The sequence below is a fragment of the Frateuria sp. genome (genome assembly GCF_035944355.1).
In the GTDB taxonomy this organism is placed as follows: domain Bacteria; phylum Pseudomonadota; class Gammaproteobacteria; order Xanthomonadales; family Rhodanobacteraceae; genus Frateuria_A.
This window is the reverse complement of the sequence record NZ_DASZBH010000012.1, coordinates 260552-278872: the sequence shown is the minus strand read 5'-3', so window position 1 is coordinate 278872 and position 18321 is coordinate 260552. Positions and strand designations below refer to the sequence as shown.

Annotated in this window: 17 protein-coding genes; 11 read left to right on the top strand and 6 right to left on the bottom strand. The window is 68.8% G+C overall.

Features of this window, described 5'->3' with window-relative positions:
• Positions 1-24: 24 nt before the first annotated feature.
• The 5 genes from VGU03_RS10190 (at position 25) to ppa (ending at position 7566) form a co-directional block, all read left to right on the top strand.
• Positions 25-852: a 2OG-Fe(II) oxygenase gene (locus VGU03_RS10190; protein ID WP_327480269.1), complete on the top strand. Its 828-nt coding sequence runs from the start codon at positions 25-27 to the stop codon at positions 850-852.
• Positions 853-1154: 302 nt separating this feature from the next.
• On the top strand, positions 1155-1841 hold the full coding sequence (locus tag VGU03_RS10185; protein ID WP_327480268.1) for a helix-turn-helix domain-containing protein: 687 nt from the start codon (positions 1155-1157) through the stop codon (positions 1839-1841).
• Positions 1842-2007: 166 nt separating this feature from the next.
• Positions 2008-5121, top strand: coding sequence for a TonB-dependent receptor (locus tag VGU03_RS10180; protein ID WP_327480267.1), 3114 nt, complete (start codon positions 2008-2010; stop codon positions 5119-5121).
• A 154-nt stretch (positions 5122-5275) separates the two neighbouring features.
• Positions 5276-6715: a PLP-dependent aminotransferase family protein gene (locus VGU03_RS10175; RefSeq protein WP_327480266.1), complete on the top strand. Its 1440-nt coding sequence runs from the start codon at positions 5276-5278 to the stop codon at positions 6713-6715.
• A gap of 317 nt (positions 6716-7032) precedes the next feature.
• Positions 7033-7566, top strand: a complete 534-nt coding sequence (gene ppa / locus VGU03_RS10170) for an inorganic diphosphatase (RefSeq protein ID WP_327480265.1) — start codon at positions 7033-7035, stop codon at positions 7564-7566.
• 78 nt (positions 7567-7644) lie between these two features.
• Here the strand turns inward: ppa and VGU03_RS10165 are convergent, their stop codons facing one another.
• From VGU03_RS10165 to VGU03_RS10155, 3 genes are all read right to left on the bottom strand, one after another.
• The gene (locus VGU03_RS10165; protein ID WP_327480264.1) at positions 7645-7809 is read right to left on the bottom strand and encodes a hypothetical protein; all 165 of its coding nucleotides are present in this window, start codon (positions 7807-7809) and stop codon (positions 7645-7647) included.
• A gap of 14 nt (positions 7810-7823) precedes the next feature.
• Positions 7824-8453, bottom strand: a complete 630-nt coding sequence (locus VGU03_RS10160; protein WP_327480263.1) for a ferritin-like domain-containing protein — start codon at positions 8451-8453, stop codon at positions 7824-7826.
• Between the two features lie 89 nt (positions 8454-8542).
• A complete protein-coding gene (locus tag VGU03_RS10155; protein ID WP_327473381.1) occupies positions 8543-9193 on the bottom strand; it encodes a TetR/AcrR family transcriptional regulator in 651 nt (216 codons plus the stop codon).
• Positions 9194-9286: 93 nt separating this feature from the next.
• Here VGU03_RS10155 and VGU03_RS10150 point away from each other — a divergent pair, with 93 nt between their 5' ends.
• From VGU03_RS10150 to VGU03_RS10140, 3 genes are all read left to right on the top strand, one after another.
• On the top strand, positions 9287-9625 hold the full coding sequence (locus VGU03_RS10150; protein ID WP_327480262.1) for a hypothetical protein: 339 nt from the start codon (positions 9287-9289) through the stop codon (positions 9623-9625).
• A 182-nt stretch (positions 9626-9807) separates the two neighbouring features.
• On the top strand, positions 9808-10467 hold the full coding sequence (locus tag VGU03_RS10145) for a protein-L-isoaspartate O-methyltransferase (protein WP_327480261.1): 660 nt from the start codon (positions 9808-9810) through the stop codon (positions 10465-10467).
• 34 nt (positions 10468-10501) lie between these two features.
• A complete protein-coding gene (locus VGU03_RS10140) occupies positions 10502-11842 on the top strand; it encodes a TolC family outer membrane protein (RefSeq protein WP_327480260.1) in 1341 nt (446 codons plus the stop codon).
• A 93-nt stretch (positions 11843-11935) separates the two neighbouring features.
• Here the strand turns inward: VGU03_RS10140 and waaA are convergent, their stop codons facing one another.
• The gene (waaA, locus tag VGU03_RS10135; protein ID WP_327480259.1) at positions 11936-13240 is read right to left on the bottom strand and encodes a lipid IV(A) 3-deoxy-D-manno-octulosonic acid transferase; all 1305 of its coding nucleotides are present in this window, start codon (positions 13238-13240) and stop codon (positions 11936-11938) included.
• A 71-nt stretch (positions 13241-13311) separates the two neighbouring features.
• On the opposite strand from waaA, the gene lpxL reads away from it, so the two are divergent.
• The 3 genes from lpxL to VGU03_RS10120 all read left to right on the top strand — a co-directional run bounded on the left by lpxL (position 13312) and on the right by VGU03_RS10120 (position 16267).
• Positions 13312-14220, top strand: coding sequence for an LpxL/LpxP family Kdo(2)-lipid IV(A) lauroyl/palmitoleoyl acyltransferase (gene lpxL, locus VGU03_RS10130; protein WP_327480258.1), 909 nt, complete (start codon positions 13312-13314; stop codon positions 14218-14220).
• Positions 14221-14399: 179 nt separating this feature from the next.
• Positions 14400-15146 carry a polysaccharide deacetylase family protein gene (locus VGU03_RS10125; protein WP_327480257.1) on the top strand — a complete coding sequence of 249 codons (747 nt, stop codon included), beginning with the start codon at positions 14400-14402 and terminating at the stop codon, positions 15144-15146.
• A complete protein-coding gene (locus tag VGU03_RS10120) occupies positions 15143-16267 on the top strand; it encodes a glycosyltransferase family 4 protein (protein WP_327480256.1) in 1125 nt (374 codons plus the stop codon). Before VGU03_RS10125 ends, VGU03_RS10120 begins: the two co-directional genes overlap by 4 nt.
• On the opposite strand, the gene VGU03_RS10115 is transcribed toward VGU03_RS10120, so the two are convergent.
• Complete coding sequence (locus tag VGU03_RS10115) at positions 16268-17023, bottom strand: glycosyltransferase family 2 protein (protein ID WP_327480255.1); 756 nt, start codon at positions 17021-17023, stop codon at positions 16268-16270. It abuts the gene before it with no gap.
• Positions 17016-18287: an O-antigen ligase family protein gene (locus VGU03_RS10110; protein WP_327480254.1), complete on the bottom strand. Its 1272-nt coding sequence runs from the start codon at positions 18285-18287 to the stop codon at positions 17016-17018. Before VGU03_RS10110 ends, VGU03_RS10115 begins: the two co-directional genes overlap by 8 nt.
• Positions 18288-18321: the final 34 nt, after the last annotated feature.

Here is an 18321-nt window from a genome sequence, read left to right as displayed (position 1 = left end):
GCCGCCCCGGCACGCACGCTCCGAATGACGACCTCCGGCAGCATCAACCCGCAGTTGCGCGAATGGATCCTGGCCACCGCACGCGCGGGCCACGGCGTGCCGGCGGTGCTCGGGATGCTGAAGGAAGCCGGCTATCCGCCGGCACAGTCCCGCAGCGCGGTCGCCGAAGTGCTGAAGATCCCGCTCAGTTCGATCAACGCCAGCGTGCCGGCCGGCCGCCGTACGCAGCCGCCGGCCGCGCCGCGGTCGATCGTCGATGGGCGCGAAGTGCGCGTGAGCGCCGCCCTGGAGGCGCCCGTCGTGCGCGTGCTCGACGGCCTGCTCGACGCACAGGAGTGCGCCGACCTGATCGAGGCGGCGCGCCCGCGGCTGGACCGCGCGCTGACCGTGGCCGAGGACGGCAAGCACCAGGTCGACGAGCGGCGCACCAGCCGCGGCATGTTCTTCAAGCTGGGCGAGATCCCGCTGGTGGCGCGGATCGAGCAGCGGCTGTCCCGCCTGCTGGGCTTGCCGGTCGAACACGGCGAAGGCCTGCAGGTGCTCAACTACCAGCCGGGCCAGGAGTACGAGCCGCACTACGACTGGTTCGATCCGGCGCAGCCGGGTTTCGCGGCGGTGACCGCCCGCGGCGGCCAGCGCATCGCCAGCGTGGTGATGTACCTGAACACGCCCGAGGAAGGCGGGGGCACGGCCTTTCCCAACGTCGGCCTGACGGTGACGGCGCTTGCCGGTTCGGCCGTCTATTTCGCCTACGAAGGCGGCGACACCAGTTCGCTGCACGCCGGCCTGCCGGTGATCCGCGGCGAGAAATGGATCGCCACCAAATGGTTGCGCGAACGGCCGTTGCGCTGACGCTGCACCTCACCGGCCCAATCGCTTACCAAGTAAGCCGTACCGGCGGCAGGTTCTCCATTACCACTGCTTGGCCGACGCCAGCGGCCCCACCGGCATGGTCGTCGGGCATGGACCATTGGCCTCATGGGATCCGCGCAAATTGGTTATGTACCGCGCGCCTCGGCCCGCGCGATCTTTGCCGCCAGACGTCCATAACGAAAAGTTGATGGCCAGCCCATCGACCCGTTAACGCCGACGTCCGTTCGAGGGCGGGTCCCCACTCCCGCGCGAGCCTTCCGACAACCCACGGAGTGAACCTCGTGTCCGCTTCTTCCGCATCGCTGTGCGACGAAGCCAGGGCGGCCGCGGCGAACGTCCTGCCGCCGCAGCCCGCGCCGGCGCCGTTCCCGACCGCCGTCGCCGGAGCGAACCCGGCCGGGAAAGCCACGCCCGCTCCGGCCGCTCCGCTCCTGCCGGCGCAGGCGGCTGCGCAGGACTTTACCGCCCGCATTCGTCTGCTGATCGACCGCGTCGGGAGCACCCATGCGCTCGCACGATGCTGCGGTGTTTCCGAGAGCACGGTGCGCAACTGGCGCGACGGCCACAGCGACATGTCGCGCGGACGCTGTGTCGCGCTCGCCGAAGCGCTGGACATTTCGCTGCCCTGGCTGGTCACCGGCGAGGGGACGATGAAGGCAGATCCGCACACCGACGAGGCCGCGGCCGAAGCCCGCTTTCCCGCCCGGTTCGCCGGGGTCCGGGACACCTCCCGGTGCCGCCCCTGGGCGATCGAGCCGCATCAGCTCGCCGCCGCCTTGCGCCTGCTGCAGTCCTACATCCGATTGGCCGGCGGGTCGCTGGATTCGCCGCAGCGCGCGGAAGTGCTTTCCGAGCTCTACGAGTTACTGGGACGCTCAGGCGAGCCAGGACATGCCGAGCGCCTGATCGCCTTCCACGCCACGCTCGGCAATTTTCTGCGCGACCACCGCCGCGCGCTGATCTCGTGACCTGCGCACGCCAATGGCCGCACAGCAGGCATCCGGGGGCGGCCGCTTCCACCTCGCCGGCAGCGCCGCGCGAAGCACTAATGCGTCACCACATGGCCGCGCTCGAAGCGGCCCACGGATCCGCTGCAGCGGATCCCATTCCACATTCGACCGATAGGGGAGTTGCATGAAAAGCAGCAAACACGTTGCAAGTGATCGTCGCTATCGCGGCCCAGGGACGTTGGGTCTGGCGGTCGCGGCCGCACTGGGGCTGTACGGCCTGGGCGGCATGAACGCGCTCCATGCGCAGTCCACCACCGGCAGCATCTTCGGCTCGGCGCCGGCGGCGGCCGGTGAAACGGTGATGGCCAGGAGCAGCACGGGGCTTACCCGCGAGGTGGCGGTCGATGCTCAGGGGCACTACACCATCAAGTCGCTGCCGGTGGGCACCTACACCGTGATCCTGCGCAACGGCGGACAGACGATCGCCACGCGCGAGGGCATCGCCGTGAGTGTCGCCACCGGCGTGGAGGCCTCGTTCGCCAGCGCCGCCAACGCCCAGAACCTCGGCGCCGTGCAGGTGGTGGCCAGCGCGTTGCCGGCGATCGACGTATCCAGCGTCAACTCCAGCACCATCATCACCGCTGCCGACCTGCAAAAGCTGCCGGTGGTGCGCGATGCCGAATCCATCGCACTGCTGGCGCCGGGCACCGTGGCAGGCAGCAGCTTCTTCATGGGCCCGGGCAACCACACCCTCGTCTCGTTCGGCGGTTCGTCCGTCACGGAAAACGCCTATTACGTCAACGGCTACAGCACCGGCGAGCCGTACAAGAACTTGGGCGGCTTCCAGTTGCCCTACGGCGCGATCGACCAGCAGGAAACACTCACCGGCGGCTACAGCGCCAAGTACGGCCGCTCCGACGGCGGCGTGATCAACCAGCTGGGCAAGCGCGGCACCAACGAGTGGCATTTCGGCGGCCAGGTAGTCTGGCAGCCGCGCTTTCTCGAGGCCAGCCCGGTCAATAACTATTACGGTCATCCGGCGATTCCCGCGCCGATCGGCCCGGTCACCTACCAGCTGGAAAACCCGAACAAGCCCGGCACACTGAACCAGTATCGCGCCGACAACAAACAGTGGGAGACCATTTACTCGGCCTACGTCGGCGGTCCGCTGATCAAGGACAAGCTGTTCCTGTTCCTGGCGGGCGAGACGACCAGGACGCATTCCACCAACGTGGAGTTCGCGGCCAACCAGCTCGTGCAATACAACCGGGACAAGGACACCAAGTTCTACGGCAAGCTGGACTGGAACATCACCGACAGCAACGTCCTCGAGTTGACCGCGCTCAAGAACAATTCGAGCCTGGGCGCCGGATCGAGCTATTCGTTCGACACCGATACGCTGAGGTCGGGTCCGTTCGTCACCAACAACGACGTGACCCGCGACGACGCCCAGTTCTATGTCGGCCACTTCACCAGCTATATCACCGACAACGCGACGCTGAGCATCCTGTACGGCAAGGCACGCTTCCAGGATCCGGTGGACTACAGCAACACCAGCCCGCTGCCCTTCATTGCCCGCGCAGACAACCAGGACCCTGCCCTGCTGCCGCCTGGCACCGGCTCCAACGGCATCGTCAACAGCCAGACCAACATCAACTGGACCTCCCCCAAAGCCACCAACGGCACCCACGGCCTGCGCGTGGACCTGGACTACAAGCTGGGCGACCACGACCTGTCGGCCGGTATCGACAACATGAGCTACGCGGCTCATCACCAGGGGCCGGACCAGCAGAACCCGTTCAACCCGTCGATCAATTACTACTGGCGCTACTACCCGGGCGACATCGTGCGCAAGCGCGAGATCGGCTGGGCGACCAGCATGACGATGACGCAGAAAGCCTATTACCTGCAGGACGCCTGGCAGGTCACGCCGAACCTGCTGCTGAATCTGGGCGTGCGCAACGACCACTTCACCAACTACAACGACGTCGGCCAGGCCTTCGTCGACGAGAAGAACCAGTGGGAGCCGCGCATCGGCGTGAGCTGGGACGTGTTCGGCGATTCCTCGTTCAAGCTCTACGGCAACGCGGGCCGCTACTACCTTGCGCTGCCCGACAACGCGGCCGAGCGCGCGGCGAACCGTTCGACCTTCATCATCACCAAGTACAACTACACCGGCATCGACCCGACCACCGGCATTCCCACTGGCCTGACCCAGATCGGCGCTCCCGTCTCGCCGGACGGCGAGTTCGGCCTGCCCAAGGATCCGAAGCAGGTCACTGCGCGCAATTTGAAGCCGGAATACGTGGACGAATTCATCGTCGGCTTCGACAAGAAGCTCGGCGACAGCTGGGTCTATGGCGCCAAGGCGATGTGGCGCGACCTCAAGACGGCCATCGACGACGAGTGCTCGCCGGGCCAGATCGAGGCGAAGATGCAGAGGATGGGGCTGATCACCACGACGGACGCGGGCGATCCCAATTCGGGCTACTACAACTCGATCTACGGACCCGCCCAGTGCCGCCTGATCAATCCAGGCCTGACCAACGACATGCTGGTCGTCTCCGACGATGGCACCAAGCAGCAGCTGGTGCCGATGACCCAACAGGACTGGGGATTCACCCACGGCGCGATACGCAAGATCGGCTCGCTGGACCTGTACCTTGAGCATTCGTTCGACGGGCGGTGGTTCGGGCGCATGGACTACACCTTCAGCCGCGGCTTCGGCAACACCGAGGGCCAGGTGCGCTCCGATTTCGGCCAGTCCGACGTCTCCAAGACCGAAGACTGGGATTCCTGGCAGCTCATGGACGGCCAGGACGGCGAGCTGAGCAACATCCGCAAGCATCAGATCCGTTTCCGTGGTGCCTACCAGATCACGCCGGAATGGCTGGTCTCCGCCACGTTGCTGGCGCAGTCTGGCACGCCGAAGGAGTGTCTCGGCTACTACGGCCCGACGGGCACGGGTGATCCGACCGGTTACAACAACGGCGGCGGCGGCAACTACCACTGGTGCCATGGGGTGCGCATCCCGCCAGGCTCGATCGGCCATACGCCGTGGACCGAGCAGGTCAATCTCGGCGTGCACTACACGCCGGCGTTCGCTGATCACAAGCTGGGCCTCAACCTCGATGTGCTCAATGCGTTCAACCAGCAGAAGGCCATCCAGACCCAGCCGGTCGGCGAGAGCGCGTACGACAGCGCCACCAACGTCGTCTCCATCAACAACAGCTACGGCCAGGGCATCTTCTGGCAGCCCCCGCGCACCGTGCGGTTGTCGGTGACCTACGATTACTGAGTCTGGGAATCCGACCGCCATCCGAGCCACCGGCCTGCGGGTCGGTGGCTTGTTTCAGTCGCCTGATGCCGGCGGCGGCGCGCTACCATCGTCTCAGCCCGGTGCAGGCGGTGGCTCCGGCGTCCTACTTGCGACCGATCCGAGCGCCACGGACATGTTTCTCGATCTCGACGGCAACGGCCCGCACTACGCGCAACTGACCCGTGCCCTGAAGGGCGCGATCCTCGACGGCCGCATGGCCGCCGGCGTTCGCCTGCCGCCTACCCGCGAGCTGGCGCATCAGCTGGAACTCTCGCGCACCACCGTGCTGGCCGCCTACGAGCAACTTCGCGCCGAAGGTTTCATCAACGGCCGCGTGGGCTCGGGCAGCTACGTATCGCAGCTGCAGATTTCGCCCACGCTGCGCAGCGCCGAAGCCGCGGCCATGGCGCCCGCCTCACGCTACGCCACGCGCGCCCGGCAACTGCCGCACCGCGGCATCGGCGGCATGCACCGCGGCCTGCGCTACAACCTGATCTACGGCGACCCGGTGACCAATCCGGCCCTGAATGCCGCGTGGGGACGCGAACTTTCGCGCGCCGCCGCCTACTCCTCGCTCGGGGTCGCCGGCTCGTGGGGCCTGCTCTCGCTGCGCCAGCAGATCTGCGACTACCTCGCGCGGCGGCGCGGCCTGCTGGCGCAACCGGAGGACGTGCTGATCGTCTCCGGCACCCAGCAAGCCTATGCGCTGTGCGCGCGCGTGCTGCTCGACGAAGGCGACACGGTGGTGCTGGAGGAGCCGCACTACTTCGGCGCCTACCATGCCCTCCTCGCGCATGGCGCCACGCTTCACCCGGTCAGGACCGACGACGACGGGCTGGTCTGCGCCGAGTTGCCGCAGGCCGCACCGAAGCTGATCAGCGTGAGCCCTTCGCACCAGTTTCCCACCGGCGCCGTGATGTCGCTGCCGCGCCGGCTGGAACTGCTGCGCTATGCCGCGCAGAAGCGCTGCTGGATCATCGAGGACGACTACGACGGCGAGTTCCGCTACGACGGCCGTCCGCTGGCCGCGCTGCGGTCGCTCGACGAGGGCGACCGGGTGATCTACGCGGGCACCTTCTCCAAGAGCCTGTTCGGCGCGCTGCGCCTGGGTTACGTGGTCCTGCCCAGGGCGCTGCGCGGGGACTTCAACGCCGCCAAGTACCTGAGCGACATGTCCTCGCCCGGCATCGAGCAGGCCGCGCTTGCGCACTTCATGGAAAGCGGCGGTTTCGAACGCCACCTGCGCCACGCGCGCAAGGAACTGCAGGCGCGCCGCGAAGCCCTGATCGCGGGGCTTCATCGCCACGCGGGCGAGCGCGTGCAGATCGTGCATTCGCCGGCCGGCATGCATGTGGTGGCCTGGCTCAACGGCTACGACCAGGCGGGTGCCGAGGCCTTGATCGCGCATGCGCAGGGGCGCGGGCTCGGCCTGCATCCGATGGCGCCGCACTACGTTTCGCCGCCGCAGCGGCCGGGACTGCTGCTCGGTTATTGCGGCCTGTCGGTCGCCGAGCTGCGCGAGGCGATGCAACTGTTCGGCGAATGCCTGGACGCCGTGCCGCCCGGCCATTGATCCGCTTTGCCGACGCGCCCCGCATTGGCCTGGCCGCGCGCGCGGGAATTGGCCCTGTAACGCGGCCGGTGCCGTCCCTAGGCTTTGCTCGACGCCGCACCTTCCCGCCGGCGTCCTGGGTTCGCCTGTCGGTTTCCCCAGGCCGCAGGCGAACCCTTTCTTCCCTCGCCCGCCGCCGACGGCGGGCGTTTTCTTGGGGCGACGCCGGCCGAGTCCGCCCTACGCCCGCTAAACAGCGACCAGGTGTTTCGCTGCGTTGCAGCAGCGTTTGCCGTATCCTTTCGCGCCTCGCTTTTTCGTTCCCCTGAAGGATTCCCATGGGTCTGCATCACGTCTCCTCCGGCCGCAACGTGCCGGACGAAATCAACGTCGTCATCGAAATTCCCAAGGACGCCGAGCCGGTCAAGTACGAGGTGGACAAGGAGAGCGACGCGATCTTCGTCGACCGCATCCTGTCCACGCCGATGCGCTATCCGTGCAACTACGGCTATGTGCCGGGCACGCTGGGCGGCGACGGCGATCCGCTGGACGCGCTGGTGATCCTGCCGCTGCCGCTGATCCCGGCGTCGGTGATCCGCTGCATCCCGGTGGGCATGCTCAAGATGAGCGACGAGGCCGGCAGCGACGAGAAGCTGATCGTGATCCCGGCGCCGAAGATCTTCCCCGGCTATGCCCACATCACCGACATCAAGGGCGTCTCGCCGCACTGGCTCGAGCGCATCGGCCACTTCTTCGAGCACTACAAGGACCTGGAGAAGGGCAAGTGGGTGAAGGTCGAGGGCTGGGTCGGCGCCGAAGAGGCGAAGGCCGAGATCCGCGCGGGCGTCGAGCGCTACCAGGCCACCAAGTAAGCGGACGCCGGGCTGCGAAGGCGCGTCGCCAGCGATGGCGGCGCGCTTTTTTTGCGCTCAGGCGCGCGACGGTCGCTCTCACGGCGTCGCCACACCGAAGCGCTCGTCCAGCAAGTCGACGAAGGCGCGTACCGGCGGCGGGACCGGCCGACACTGCGAGACGACGTCGCCGGACGTCGCGCCCCAGCGCGAGGCGCACCGACGCATCGAGGCCGGCGGCAGCAGCGGCAAGCTGGCGCTCACCGGCTGGTGGCGGATCAGTGCTGCCAGCCCGATCCGGGGTTGGAACCCGACCGCGCGGTCGTGGTGGCAGCGCGTTCCGCCTGCGCCGGGCGGGCCGGCTCGCCCATCTTGCCGAGCTGTTCGAGCAGGGTCGCCATGTCTTCGGCGTGCTCCTCCTCCTGCGCCATCACCTCTTCCATGACGCGCCGCGTGGTCGGGTCGTCCGCGCCGAGGTATTCGACGATGGCGCGGTAGGTGTCGATGGCGATGCGCTCGGCGACCAGGTCCTCCTTGATCATGTCCACCAGGTCCTCACCCTCGGCGTAGTCGGCATGGGCACGGCTGACCAGGCCGTCGGGATTGAGGTTGGGCTTGCCGTCCAGTTGCACGATGCGCTCGGCGATGCGGTCGGCGTGTTCCTGCTCCTGCTGCGCATGCTCCAGGAACTCGGCCTTGACCGCCTGCGAGTGGATCCCCGAGGCCATGTAGTAGTGGTACTTGTAGCGCAGCACGCAGACGATCTCGGTGGCCAGCGCCTCGTTGAGCAGCTTGATCACGGTTTCGCGGTCGGCGCTGTAGCCGGCGGTGATCGCGCCCTGGTCGATGTGCTCGCGGGCACGCTTGCGGATGGCTTCGATGTCGGTCAGGAACGGCTTGCTGGCCATGATTGCCCCTCGGCAAGTGGAGAACCGGGGCAGGCTAGTGAGGGCGGCGCGAAACCCCGGTGAAGCGGGATCGGCGACAAGCGTGCGCGTCAGCGCGGCAGGTAGGCGCGCAGGAACATCTTCACGCCGGCGCGGGCGGTGGCCTCGATCTCGGCGGCGTAGCTCTCCGGGCATTCGCAGCAGCCGAACATCTGCCGCATCATCAGGTTGCCCTTGATCAACGCAAGGAACTGCACGCTGGCGCGCGGCACGTCGTCGATCTGCAGCTTGCCGGCGTCAACCGCCTGCTGCAGCAGGCGTTCCATCAACCCATGCGTGCGCGTGGCACCCTCTTCCCACATCAACCGGCCGTAGCGGGGGTTGCCCTGGCGGCAGTCGGAGAGGATCGCGCGGAAGGTGCCGACGGTCTCGGCGTTGCAATCGAGCCTGGCGTGGGTGAGCGCCACCCGCATGAGCGTATCGGCGATGTCCTCACGCGGTTCGAAATGGTAGGTCTCTTCGGGAAGCAGGTCCTGCACACGGGCGCGGATGACCTCGCGGAACAGGTTGTCCTTGTCGCCGAAATGGCTGTAGACGGTGAGCTTGGAAACACCTGCCTCGGCCGCCACGGCGTCCATGCTGGTGCCGGCGAAGGCGTTGCGGATGAACAGTCCCTTGGCCGCCTCCAGGATGGCCGCGCGCTTCTCCATGTCCTTCGGGCGACCGGGGCCGGGAGTCTTGGCGTGGGCGGGACAATTCATGGCGACACCTTGAGCGGAACGGCTTCACAAGAAAGAACGAGAACTTTATTATACGGATCGGTTTACTTATTTCCAGTTCCGTTGGAAACCGTCATGCCTTCGACCCTTCCACAGCTGTCCTTGAGCCCAGTGTACCGCCATGCCCAGCGGGTACTGGGCGCGTGGCTGGAACAGGGCCACGCCGCCGCCCGCCTGCATGCCGTGCGGGTGCGCGCGGCGCTGGCCTCGCTCGACCCGGTCGAGCGCCACCGCTTTGCGCGCTGGCTGGCCTGGCTGTGCCTGGCGGCGGAGCAGCGCAGGCCCGGCCTGGACGGGCGCATCCGCAGGCTGGACGCGACACTGCACCGCGCCGTCGAGGCGGCGCGGGCGCTGCTGCCGGCCACGGCGCGACCGACCGCATCCGCGGCGACTCCGCGGACCCACAGCGCCTGAACGCCCGGCCATGGCGGCATGATGTCCGCGGACACCGCGCCGTCCATGACTTCCGTCAATCCCGCGCGGTGACTTCCGGCACTTCGGGCACCAGCGTGGAGGCCGCAGGCTAAACGCACTGTCGCGGCGGCCGCCGAACGCTTATCCTTTTGATCTTTTTTGATTCTTGCGGACGTTTGACCATGGCGATGAATTTCGAACAGGCACGGCAGAACATGGTCGAGAACCAGGTGCGCCCCTGGGATGTGCTCGACGCGCGCGTCCTCGACGCGTTGGCGCAGGTGCGCCGCGAGGATTTCGTGGCGCCGGAACATCGCCGGCTGGCGTTCGCCGACGCATCCCTGCCGATCGGCCACGGCCAGCTGATGATGAAACCGGTGATCGAAGGCCGCGTGCTGCAGGCGCTGAACCTGCAGCCGGCCGACCGCGTGCTGGAGATCGGCACCGGCTCGGGCTTCCTCACCGCCTGCATGGCCAGCCTGTGCGCGCACGTGACCAGCGTGGAGGTGCATGCCGACCTCGCGGCATCGGCGCAGTCGCGGCTGGCCGCGGCCGGCATCGCCAACGCCAGCGTGCTCACCGCCGACGCGATCCACGAATGGCAGCCGCAGGAAAAGTTCGATGCCGTCGTCGTCACCGGCGCGGTGTGGCAGGTTCCCCAGCGCTTCCTCGGCTGGCTCAAGCCCGGCGGGCGGCTGCTGGCGATCCGCGGCGAGTCGCCCGCGCAGCAGGCCGTGCTGCTCACCCAGCTGGGCGCCAGCGGCTACCGCGAGGACTACCTGTTCGAGACCGACCTGCCGTACCTGGCCGGCGCCGAGCCGCCGCGCCGTTTCGTTTTCTGACGTTCCCCAAAATCGATTGCATGAGGCAACCCCGATGCGCTTGAAGCTTCTGACCCTGGCCCTGGCCTTGTCGGCAATCGCCGTGCCCGGCCATGGCGAGGACCTGATGGACGCCTACCGCCAAGCGCGCGCCAACGACCCGGTGCTCTCGCAGGCCGAGGCGCAGCGCCTTGCCGTCGGCGAAGGCGTGGTGCAGAGCCGCGCCACGCTGTTGCCGCAACTGTCCGGCCGCGCCACGCTCACCCAGTCCAGCGGCAGCAGCGCCACCGTCACCAACGGCACCGGCGCGCCGGTCAACGCCGGGCATCTTCGTTCGCGGGACGAGTCGCTGGAACTGAGCCAGACCGTTCTGGACCTCAGCAAGATCGCCGACCTGCACGCGGCCGAGTCGCAGGCCAGTTCGCAGGATGCGCAGTACAACGCCGCCCTGCAGGAACTGTTCGTGCGCGTCACCCAGGCCTACTTCGGCGTGCTCACCAGCCAGGACGAGCTCGCCTACGCCAAGGCCAACGAGGATGCGTTCAAGCAGTCCTACGAACAGGCCGAGCAGCGCTTCAACGTAGGCCTGTCCGCAGTGACGGACGTCTACCAGGCCAAGTCCTACTATGAGCTGGCCAAGGCGCAGACGGTCGCGGCGCAGAACGCGCTGAACGATGCGCGCGAGGCGCTGGCGCAGATCACCGGCAAGCCGGTCGGCGAGCTCAAGCGCCTGCGCGACGACCTGCCGATGGTGGCGCCCAATCCGGCCGATCCCAATTCCTGGGTGCAGGAAGCGCTCAAGAACAACCCGAACGTGATCGCCCAGCAGTACAACGTGGAAGCCGCCTCGCACAGCGTGAACGCCGCGCGTGCCGGCCACCTGCCGACGATCAGCGCCTCGGTCAGCCGCGGCACCTCGTCGAGCTGGCTGCAGAACGCGCCCGGTGCCTTCGCCGACCGCAACGGCCGCTACGGCACCACGGTGGGCCTGACCCTCACGGTGCCGATCTTCTCCGGCTTCGCGACGCAGTCGCGCGTGCGCCAGTCGATCTATCAGCGCGACGCGGCCGAGGATGCGCTCGAGGCGCAGCGCCGCCAGGTCACCCGCGAAACGCTCAACTACTACCGCTCGGTGATCGCCGGCATCAGCCAGGTGCAGGCGAACAAGGCCTCGGTCGATTCCGGCCAGAAGGCGCTGGAAGCCACCCGCGCCGGTTTCGACGTGGGCACGCAGACCATGCTCAACGTGCTCAACGCGATCCAGACCCTGACCCAGGCCGAGAGCGGCTATTCGCAGTCGCGCCACGCGCTGATCCTCGACCAGCTGCAGCTCAAGCAGGCCGCCGGCACGATCGACGTGAAGGACATCGAGTCGGTCAACGCCCTACTGCAGTAACGGCATCGGCCGGCGCCTTCCCGCTGCGAGAGGGCGCCGCGCCGCGGTCTGCGCTGTCCCGCGCAGATCCCCCGCCAATGGCGGACCTGGCGGCTACTCCGCCAGTACGCGGTCGACGAGCTCCATCACCCGCCCCACCGCGCCGCGCTCGCTGTCGAACACGCGCCGCGCGTCACGCCCCATCCGTTCGCGCAGTCGCGCGTCCCGCAACAGCTCCAGCACGTCCAGGCCCAGTTGCTCGGCGTGCGGCACCCGGCGCGCGCCGCCTTCGCGGATCAGCGTGAGGGTGATCTCCTCGAAGTTGAAGGTGTGCGGGCCGACCAGCACCGGCCGCGCCAGGGCGGCCGGCTCCAGCACGTTGTGGCCGCCGATCGGCACCAGGCTGCCGCCGACGAAGGCGACGTCCGCGGCGGCGTAGAAGGGCATCAGCTCGCCCATGGCGTCGATCACGAAGACCTGCTGCCCGCCGGGCACGCGGTCGGCGCTGCGCGTGGCGACGGTGAAGCCGAGGCTGCGCGCCGAGTTCTCGACCAGCCTGAAGCGCTCCGGATGGCGAGGCGCGATCAGCAGCAGCGCATCGGGCAGTCGCCGCAGCACATCCAGATGCGCCTCCAGCACCGCCAGTTCCTCGCCCTCGTGCGTGCTGGCGGCCATCCACACCGGGCGGCGCGCCCCCCATTGTCCTCGCAGCGCGGCGCCCGCCTCCACCGCGCCGTCGGGCACCGGCATGTCGAACTTCAGGTTGCCGCTGACCACCAGCTGCGAGGGCTCGGCGCCGAGCAAGCGGTAGCGGGCCGCGTCGGTGCGCGATTGCGCGGCGATCTGGCGCACGCTGCGCAGCGCCGTGCGCACCAGCGATCGCAGCGGGCGATAGCCGCGCAAGGAGCGCTCGGACAACCGCGCATTGACGATCATCAGCGGGATGTTGCGGCGCCGGCAGGCGAAATACAGGTTCGGCCAGATCTCCGTTTCCACGATCAACGCCAGGCGCGGCCGCACCCGCTTGAGGAAGCGGTGCACCGCGAACGGCAGGTCGTAGGGCAGGTAAACGTGGAAGACGCCATCGCCGAAGAGCTGGTGCACGCGCGCCGAGCCGGTGGGAGTCACCGTGGTGACCACCAGGGGCGCATCCGGGTAATCGCGCTGGAGCGCCTTGACCAGCGGCTCGGCCGCGTTGACCTCGCCCACCGATACCGCGTGCACCCACAGGCTGCCGCTGACGCCGGAGTGCGGGAACAGGCCGAAGCGCTCGGGCCAGCGTCGGTGGTAGTTGCCATAGCGCGCACCACGGATCAGCAGACGCAGCACGATCAGCGGCGTAGCCAGGTACATCACGAAGGTGTAGAGGTAGCGCAATGGAAGGCCAGGTGGAAGGAATGCCGGAATTATAGGCGGCATGCGCGCCGCTCTTTGCCGGAACGATGGCTTCGGCGAGCCGCATCCTCAGTACAATCGTGCGGATGCCCGGCATGCCACGCCCTTCCTTCGATCCCTCCCTGCTCGCTCCGCGCCACTGGCCCGCCTGGCTGGGCGTGGGGGTGATCTGGCTGATCGCACGCCTGCCCTATCCCTGGCTGCTTGCCTTGGGCCGGGCGTTGGGCGCGTTGATCCGCCACGTACCCTCGCGCCGCCGGCGCATCGCCAAGACCAACATCGCACTGTGCTTTCCCGAGCTCGACGCGCAGGCGCAGGCCGCGCTGGTGGACGCGCACCTGACCGACATCGGCCTGATGCTGGTGGAATTCGCGCTGGGCTGGATGGGTTCGGACCGCGCCATCGCACGCATCCCTGCGCGGGCGGAAGGGCTGGAGCACCTGCGGGCGGCCCGGGCGCAAGGCCAGGGCGTGCTGTTGGTGGGCGGGCATTTCTCGCACCTGGAGCTGTGCGCGCGGCTGATTTCGCGGCGCATCCCCATCGCCGGCATGTACCGGCGCATGGATTCGCCGGTGTTCGAATGGGCCGTGCTGCGTGCGCGCCTGCGCTATGCGGCGGCGATGTTCGAGAAGGACGACATCCGCGGCACGGTGAAATACCTGCGCGGCGGCGGCACGCTCTGGTACGCGCCGGACCAGGACATGCGCAGCAAGGACAGCGTGTTCGTGCCCTTTTTCGGCATACCCGCGGCGACCATCACCGCCACCCACCACCTGGCCCGCATGGGCAACGCGCAGGTGATTCCCTTCTTCCACCGCCGCCTGCCCGAAGGCGGCTACGTGATGCGCCTGGGCGCGCCGCTGCGGATGCAGGGCGACGTGGCGGCCGACACCGCGCTCGTCAATGCAGGCATCGAACAGATGGTGCGCGCCGCTCCGGCGCAATACCTGTGGGTGCACAAGCGCTTCAAGACCCGCCCGCCGGGACAGCCCGAGGTCTACTGACCCGCAGAAAGCCGATAGACAGGGTCTTGGAAGTACAATATTTCTCCACGCCCCGTCGCTGCGGCAGCGGCCGCTTCAGCAGCCGCATCCGCTCGCCTGGGCGCAAAGGTCCCCATGCCTGCCACGCCGACTGGACGCGCGCTTCCGAAGCCGGGCAGCGCGCGCCCCGGAGTTACGGAATGACTGCCGCCCCCATGCAACGAGCGACGGCTGTGCCGATCCTCATGTACCACAACATCGCGCGCGCGCCGCGCAAGCTGCCGCGTTGGCGCAGCCTGTACGTGAGCCCCGGCGCGTTCGCCCGCCAGATGTGGCTGCTGCGGCGGCTGGGTTACACCGGCCTGTCGATGACGGCGGCGATGCCCTACCTGCGCGGAGAGCAGCAGGGCCGCGTCGCGGTGATCACCCTGGACGACGGTTACCTGGACAACCTCGAGGCGGCATTGCCCGTCCTGGCACGCCACGGTTTCAGCGCCACCTGCTACGCGGTCAGCGGCCAGCTGGGCCGGTACAACGCCTGGGATGCCGAGCTTCTGGGCGTGCGCAAGCCGACGATGACGGCGGTGCAGCTGCGCCAGTGGCAGCAGGCCGGCATGGAGGTCGGCGCGCACACCCGCAGTCATCCACGCCTGACCCAGTGTACGGACGCGCAGCTGCGTGAAGAGATCGAGGGCAGCAAGCACGATCTGGAGGATTTGCTGGGGCAACCGGTTCGGCAGTTCTGCTACCCCTACGGCGATGTCGACGAGCGCGTCGCCGCTGTGGCCCGCGAGGCCGGTTACCACGCCGCCACCACCACCCACCGCGGACGGGCGTTCGCCGGCATGGATCTGTGGCGGCTGCCGCGCATCCAGGTCGCGCGCCACCATGTGCTGGCGAAGTTCGCCGTAAAGACGCTGTCCGGCTACGAGGACCGGCGCGCATGAAGCTGCTGTTCGTCGGCACCAACCCGGAGCCTACCGGCGCAGCCACACACTTCGTCGCTCTGGCGCAGGCGATGGTCGAGGCCGGGCACAGCGTGGATGCGGTGGTCTATCCCGACGGACCGGTCGCCCAAGGCTTGTCCGGCTCCGGCGCGCGCCTGTATCCGGCCCACTTCCGCAATGCCTTCGACCTGCGCGGCTATGCGGCCACGCTGGCCGCCATCCGACGCCAGCGACCGGACTGGCTGGTCGGCAATTTCGGCAAGGAATACTGGCCGCTGGTTCTGCTCGGCCGCACACTGGGCATCCCGGTGGCGTTGTTCCGCCACCGCACGCCGCGAATGAAGCGCTTTTCCGCCTTCCTCCTGCCGCGCCTGGCACAGCGCTTCTACGCAGTCTCCCGGCATGCGCGGCAGGCGTACCTGGACCAGGGCATTCCGGGACACCTGGTGCGCGTCATGCACAACCCCGTCAATCTGGCCTCGTGCCGCCCGGATCCGGAACGCCGGCGGACGATCCTGCGCTCGCTCGCGATCCCCGAGGACGCCATCGTGCTGGGCTACTTCGGTCGCATGCATGGCGGCAAGGGCATCTTCACCCTGATGGAGGCCGCCGGCGAAGCGATGGCGCGGGAGCCGCGCCTGCATTGCCTGTGGCTGGGCGACGGCCCGGAGGCGCCGGCGCTGCGCGCGCAGGCCGCGACGCAGGCACTGGGTCACCGGCACCATTTCGCCGGCTGGCATCACGACGTGCATCCGTTCTACAGCGCGATCTCGATGCTGGCGTTTCCCTCGATCGCCACGGAAACCTTCGGGCGCGTGTCGGTCGAAGCGCAGGCCGCCGGCTTGCCGGTGCTGGCCAGCGACATCGGCGGCGTGCCTGAGACCCTGCGGGACGGGATCACCGGCCGGCTGCTGCCGCCCGGCGACGTGCCGGCCTGGCGCGATGCGATCCTGGCGCTCTGCGATCCGGCGGTACGGTTGCCGATGGGTGCGGCGGCGCAGGAATTCGTGCAGCGGAACTTTTCCACCGCGGTGATCGCCGAGCAGTTCGCCCACTCGCTGGCCGAGGTAAGGCCGCGGCGCTCGCTCTTCTCCCGCGGGTCGGATGCGAGCCGCGGCTAGCTAGCGGTCGCCGCGCGCGCGCACGCGCGCCTCGTGCAGCTTGGCGTACTTGAGGAATGCGTAGAACGCGTGCACGCGCGCGGCGATGAACCCCGCCCAGCCGGCGCGCCAGTGCCCGCGCAACAGGTAGTAGCGCAGGAACGCGACACTGGGGTAGGCCACCATGCGCCAGCCGAGCCAGGCGCGCTGTCGATGCACGTCGGCGGCCTGCAGCGAGGAGTAGCGGTTGGCCTTGTCCACGCGTCCGGCGATGTCGCGCTCGCCGTAATGGTCCAGCACGAGCGCCAGCACGCCCACGGGCCCGTCCACGCGCACGGTCTCGTGCACGCTGTGCCCGCTCATGCGCGCGCGCTGCCGATCGAACAGCCGCACGTAGTGGTTGAGGCGCGCACGCGGCGATTGCCAGCGCCAGAACACCCACTCGCGCCGCCACAGCTGATAACCCGCGCAGGCGGGCTCCTGCAGCGTCCGCCGCACGATCTCCGCCGCCTCCGGCGGCAGCGCTTCGTCCGAGTCCAGCAACAGCACCCAGCGGTGCGAGGCCAGGTCGATCGCCGCCTGCTTCTGGGCGCTGTAGCCGGCGAACGGCTGCACGTGGACGCGCGCGCCACGGCGCTGCGCGATCGCCACCGTGGCGTCGGACGAGCCGGAGTCGAGCACGACGAGATCGTCGGCCCAGCATGCCGAGGCCAGGCACGTCTCGAGCGTGTCCGCGCTGTTGTAGGCGGTGACGACGACCGACAGCGGCTCAGCCATGCGCCTGCCCCGCGGGCGGCTCCCGGTCGGCGTAGAGGGCCGCGCACCACAGGCTCAGCAGCCAGGCGAACAGCAGGCCCCACCAGGCCGAATAGAAGGCCAGATGCGTGTTGAGCGGAAACAGCATGACGCCGAGCGCCACGGTCGCCGGAAACGCCCGCGCCCGCGCCGCCGGCCCCGCGCGGCGCCACGCCCGTACGGCCAGCGCGGTGCCGGCCAGCCAGAGCAGCAGGCCGGCTGAACCTGTCTCCGTCAGCACCTCGAGCACCAACTGGTGCGCATGACAGGCGCCCTCGCCGACGCCACAGGCCTCGGCCACCAGGAAATGGTCGTTGGCCGGGGCATAGTCCGGGTAGGCGTAACGGAAGCCACGCACGCCCACTCCATTCCAGGGATGGTCGGCGATCATCCGCAGGCTCGCGCGCCAGATCGCCGACCGGCCGGTCAGTGCCTCGTCCAGGCCCTGCGCGTTGCCGCCCAGCACGGCCAGCGTCCGCTCCATCCGCTCGTGAAAGCGCACCGATGTGCGCCATGCCAGCGCGCCGGCCAGCCCCGCCAGCGCCACGCCGAACATGCACCACAGCGCGAAGCGCCGCACCGTGCCAGCCTCGCGCCAGGCAAAGGCGAGGGCGGCCAGGCCGTAGCACAGCCAGCCGGCGCGCGAGCCGGCCAGCAGCACCGGCCCCAGCAGCAGGAGAAAAGCCAGCGCCAGGCCGGCACGCCCCCATCGCTCGCGCGCCGCCCACAGCGCGAACGGCGCAAGCACGGCCAGCGTGGGCCCGAGCTTGAGGTTGTCCGCGCCGAAAATGCCGGAGATGCGCTCGGCCTGCGCAGGACCGCCCAGGCTCCAGCCGGTGAGCGCCTGCAGCCAGGCATCGGCGACCCACACCGCCAGCACCACGGCCACGGCCAGGTAAAGCGCGCGCAACCGGCTGTCGCGGCGGATCACCAGGCAGGCATACAGGCCCAGCGGCAGGTAACGCAGCAGGCCCGCCGTGGTGCCCCAACTCTTGCCCGGCATCACCGCACCGATCGACGAAAGCAGCGCCGCACCGACATAGCAGGCGAGCAGCCCCAGCAGCAGCCAGGCGCCGGCATGCCCGCGCAGCGCGCCGGGCCGTCGCGCCAGCAACAGCGCCACACCGACCAGGCACGACGCCGTACCCAGCTCCGAACTGCGTCCGAACGGCAGCAGCGCCACCACCAGCCAGAACGGCAGCAGCGGCGAACTCAGGAGGCGGACGAGGGCGCGTGCGGGAGACATCGCGGCATTGTAGGCACAGCGGCACCTTCCTTCC

Bases quoted from the DNA above. Each gene is read 5' to 3' on its own strand.
- VGU03_RS10150 (WP_327480262.1), top strand. From the start codon at position 9,287: ATGCCTTCGACCCTTCCACAGCTGTCCTTGAGCCCAGTGTACCGCCAT.
- VGU03_RS10120 (WP_327480256.1), top strand. From the start codon at position 15,143: ATGAAGCTGCTGTTCGTCGGCACCAACCCGGAGCCTACCGGCGCAGCC.
- lpxL (WP_327480258.1), top strand. From the start codon at position 13,312: ATGCCACGCCCTTCCTTCGATCCCTCCCTGCTCGCTCCGCGCCACTGG.
- VGU03_RS10115 (WP_327480255.1), bottom strand. From the start codon at position 17,023: ATGGCTGAGCCGCTGTCGGTCGTCGTCACCGCCTACAACAGCGCGGAC.
- waaA (WP_327480259.1), bottom strand. From the start codon at position 13,240: ATGCCGCCTATAATTCCGGCATTCCTTCCACCTGGCCTTCCATTGCGC.
- ppa (WP_327480265.1), top strand. From the start codon at position 7,033: ATGGGTCTGCATCACGTCTCCTCCGGCCGCAACGTGCCGGACGAAATC.
- VGU03_RS10160 (WP_327480263.1), bottom strand. From the start codon at position 8,453: ATGGCCAGCAAGCCGTTCCTGACCGACATCGAAGCCATCCGCAAGCGT.
- VGU03_RS10155 (WP_327473381.1), bottom strand. From the start codon at position 9,193: ATGAATTGTCCCGCCCACGCCAAGACTCCCGGCCCCGGTCGCCCGAAG.
- VGU03_RS10180 (WP_327480267.1), top strand. From the start codon at position 2,008: ATGAAAAGCAGCAAACACGTTGCAAGTGATCGTCGCTATCGCGGCCCA.
- VGU03_RS10125 (WP_327480257.1), top strand. From the start codon at position 14,400: ATGACTGCCGCCCCCATGCAACGAGCGACGGCTGTGCCGATCCTCATG.
- VGU03_RS10145 (WP_327480261.1), top strand. From the start codon at position 9,808: ATGGCGATGAATTTCGAACAGGCACGGCAGAACATGGTCGAGAACCAG.
- VGU03_RS10190 (WP_327480269.1), top strand. From the start codon at position 25: ATGACGACCTCCGGCAGCATCAACCCGCAGTTGCGCGAATGGATCCTG.
- VGU03_RS10175 (WP_327480266.1), top strand. From the start codon at position 5,276: ATGTTTCTCGATCTCGACGGCAACGGCCCGCACTACGCGCAACTGACC.
- VGU03_RS10110 (WP_327480254.1), bottom strand. From the start codon at position 18,287: ATGTCTCCCGCACGCGCCCTCGTCCGCCTCCTGAGTTCGCCGCTGCTG.
- VGU03_RS10140 (WP_327480260.1), top strand. From the start codon at position 10,502: ATGCGCTTGAAGCTTCTGACCCTGGCCCTGGCCTTGTCGGCAATCGCC.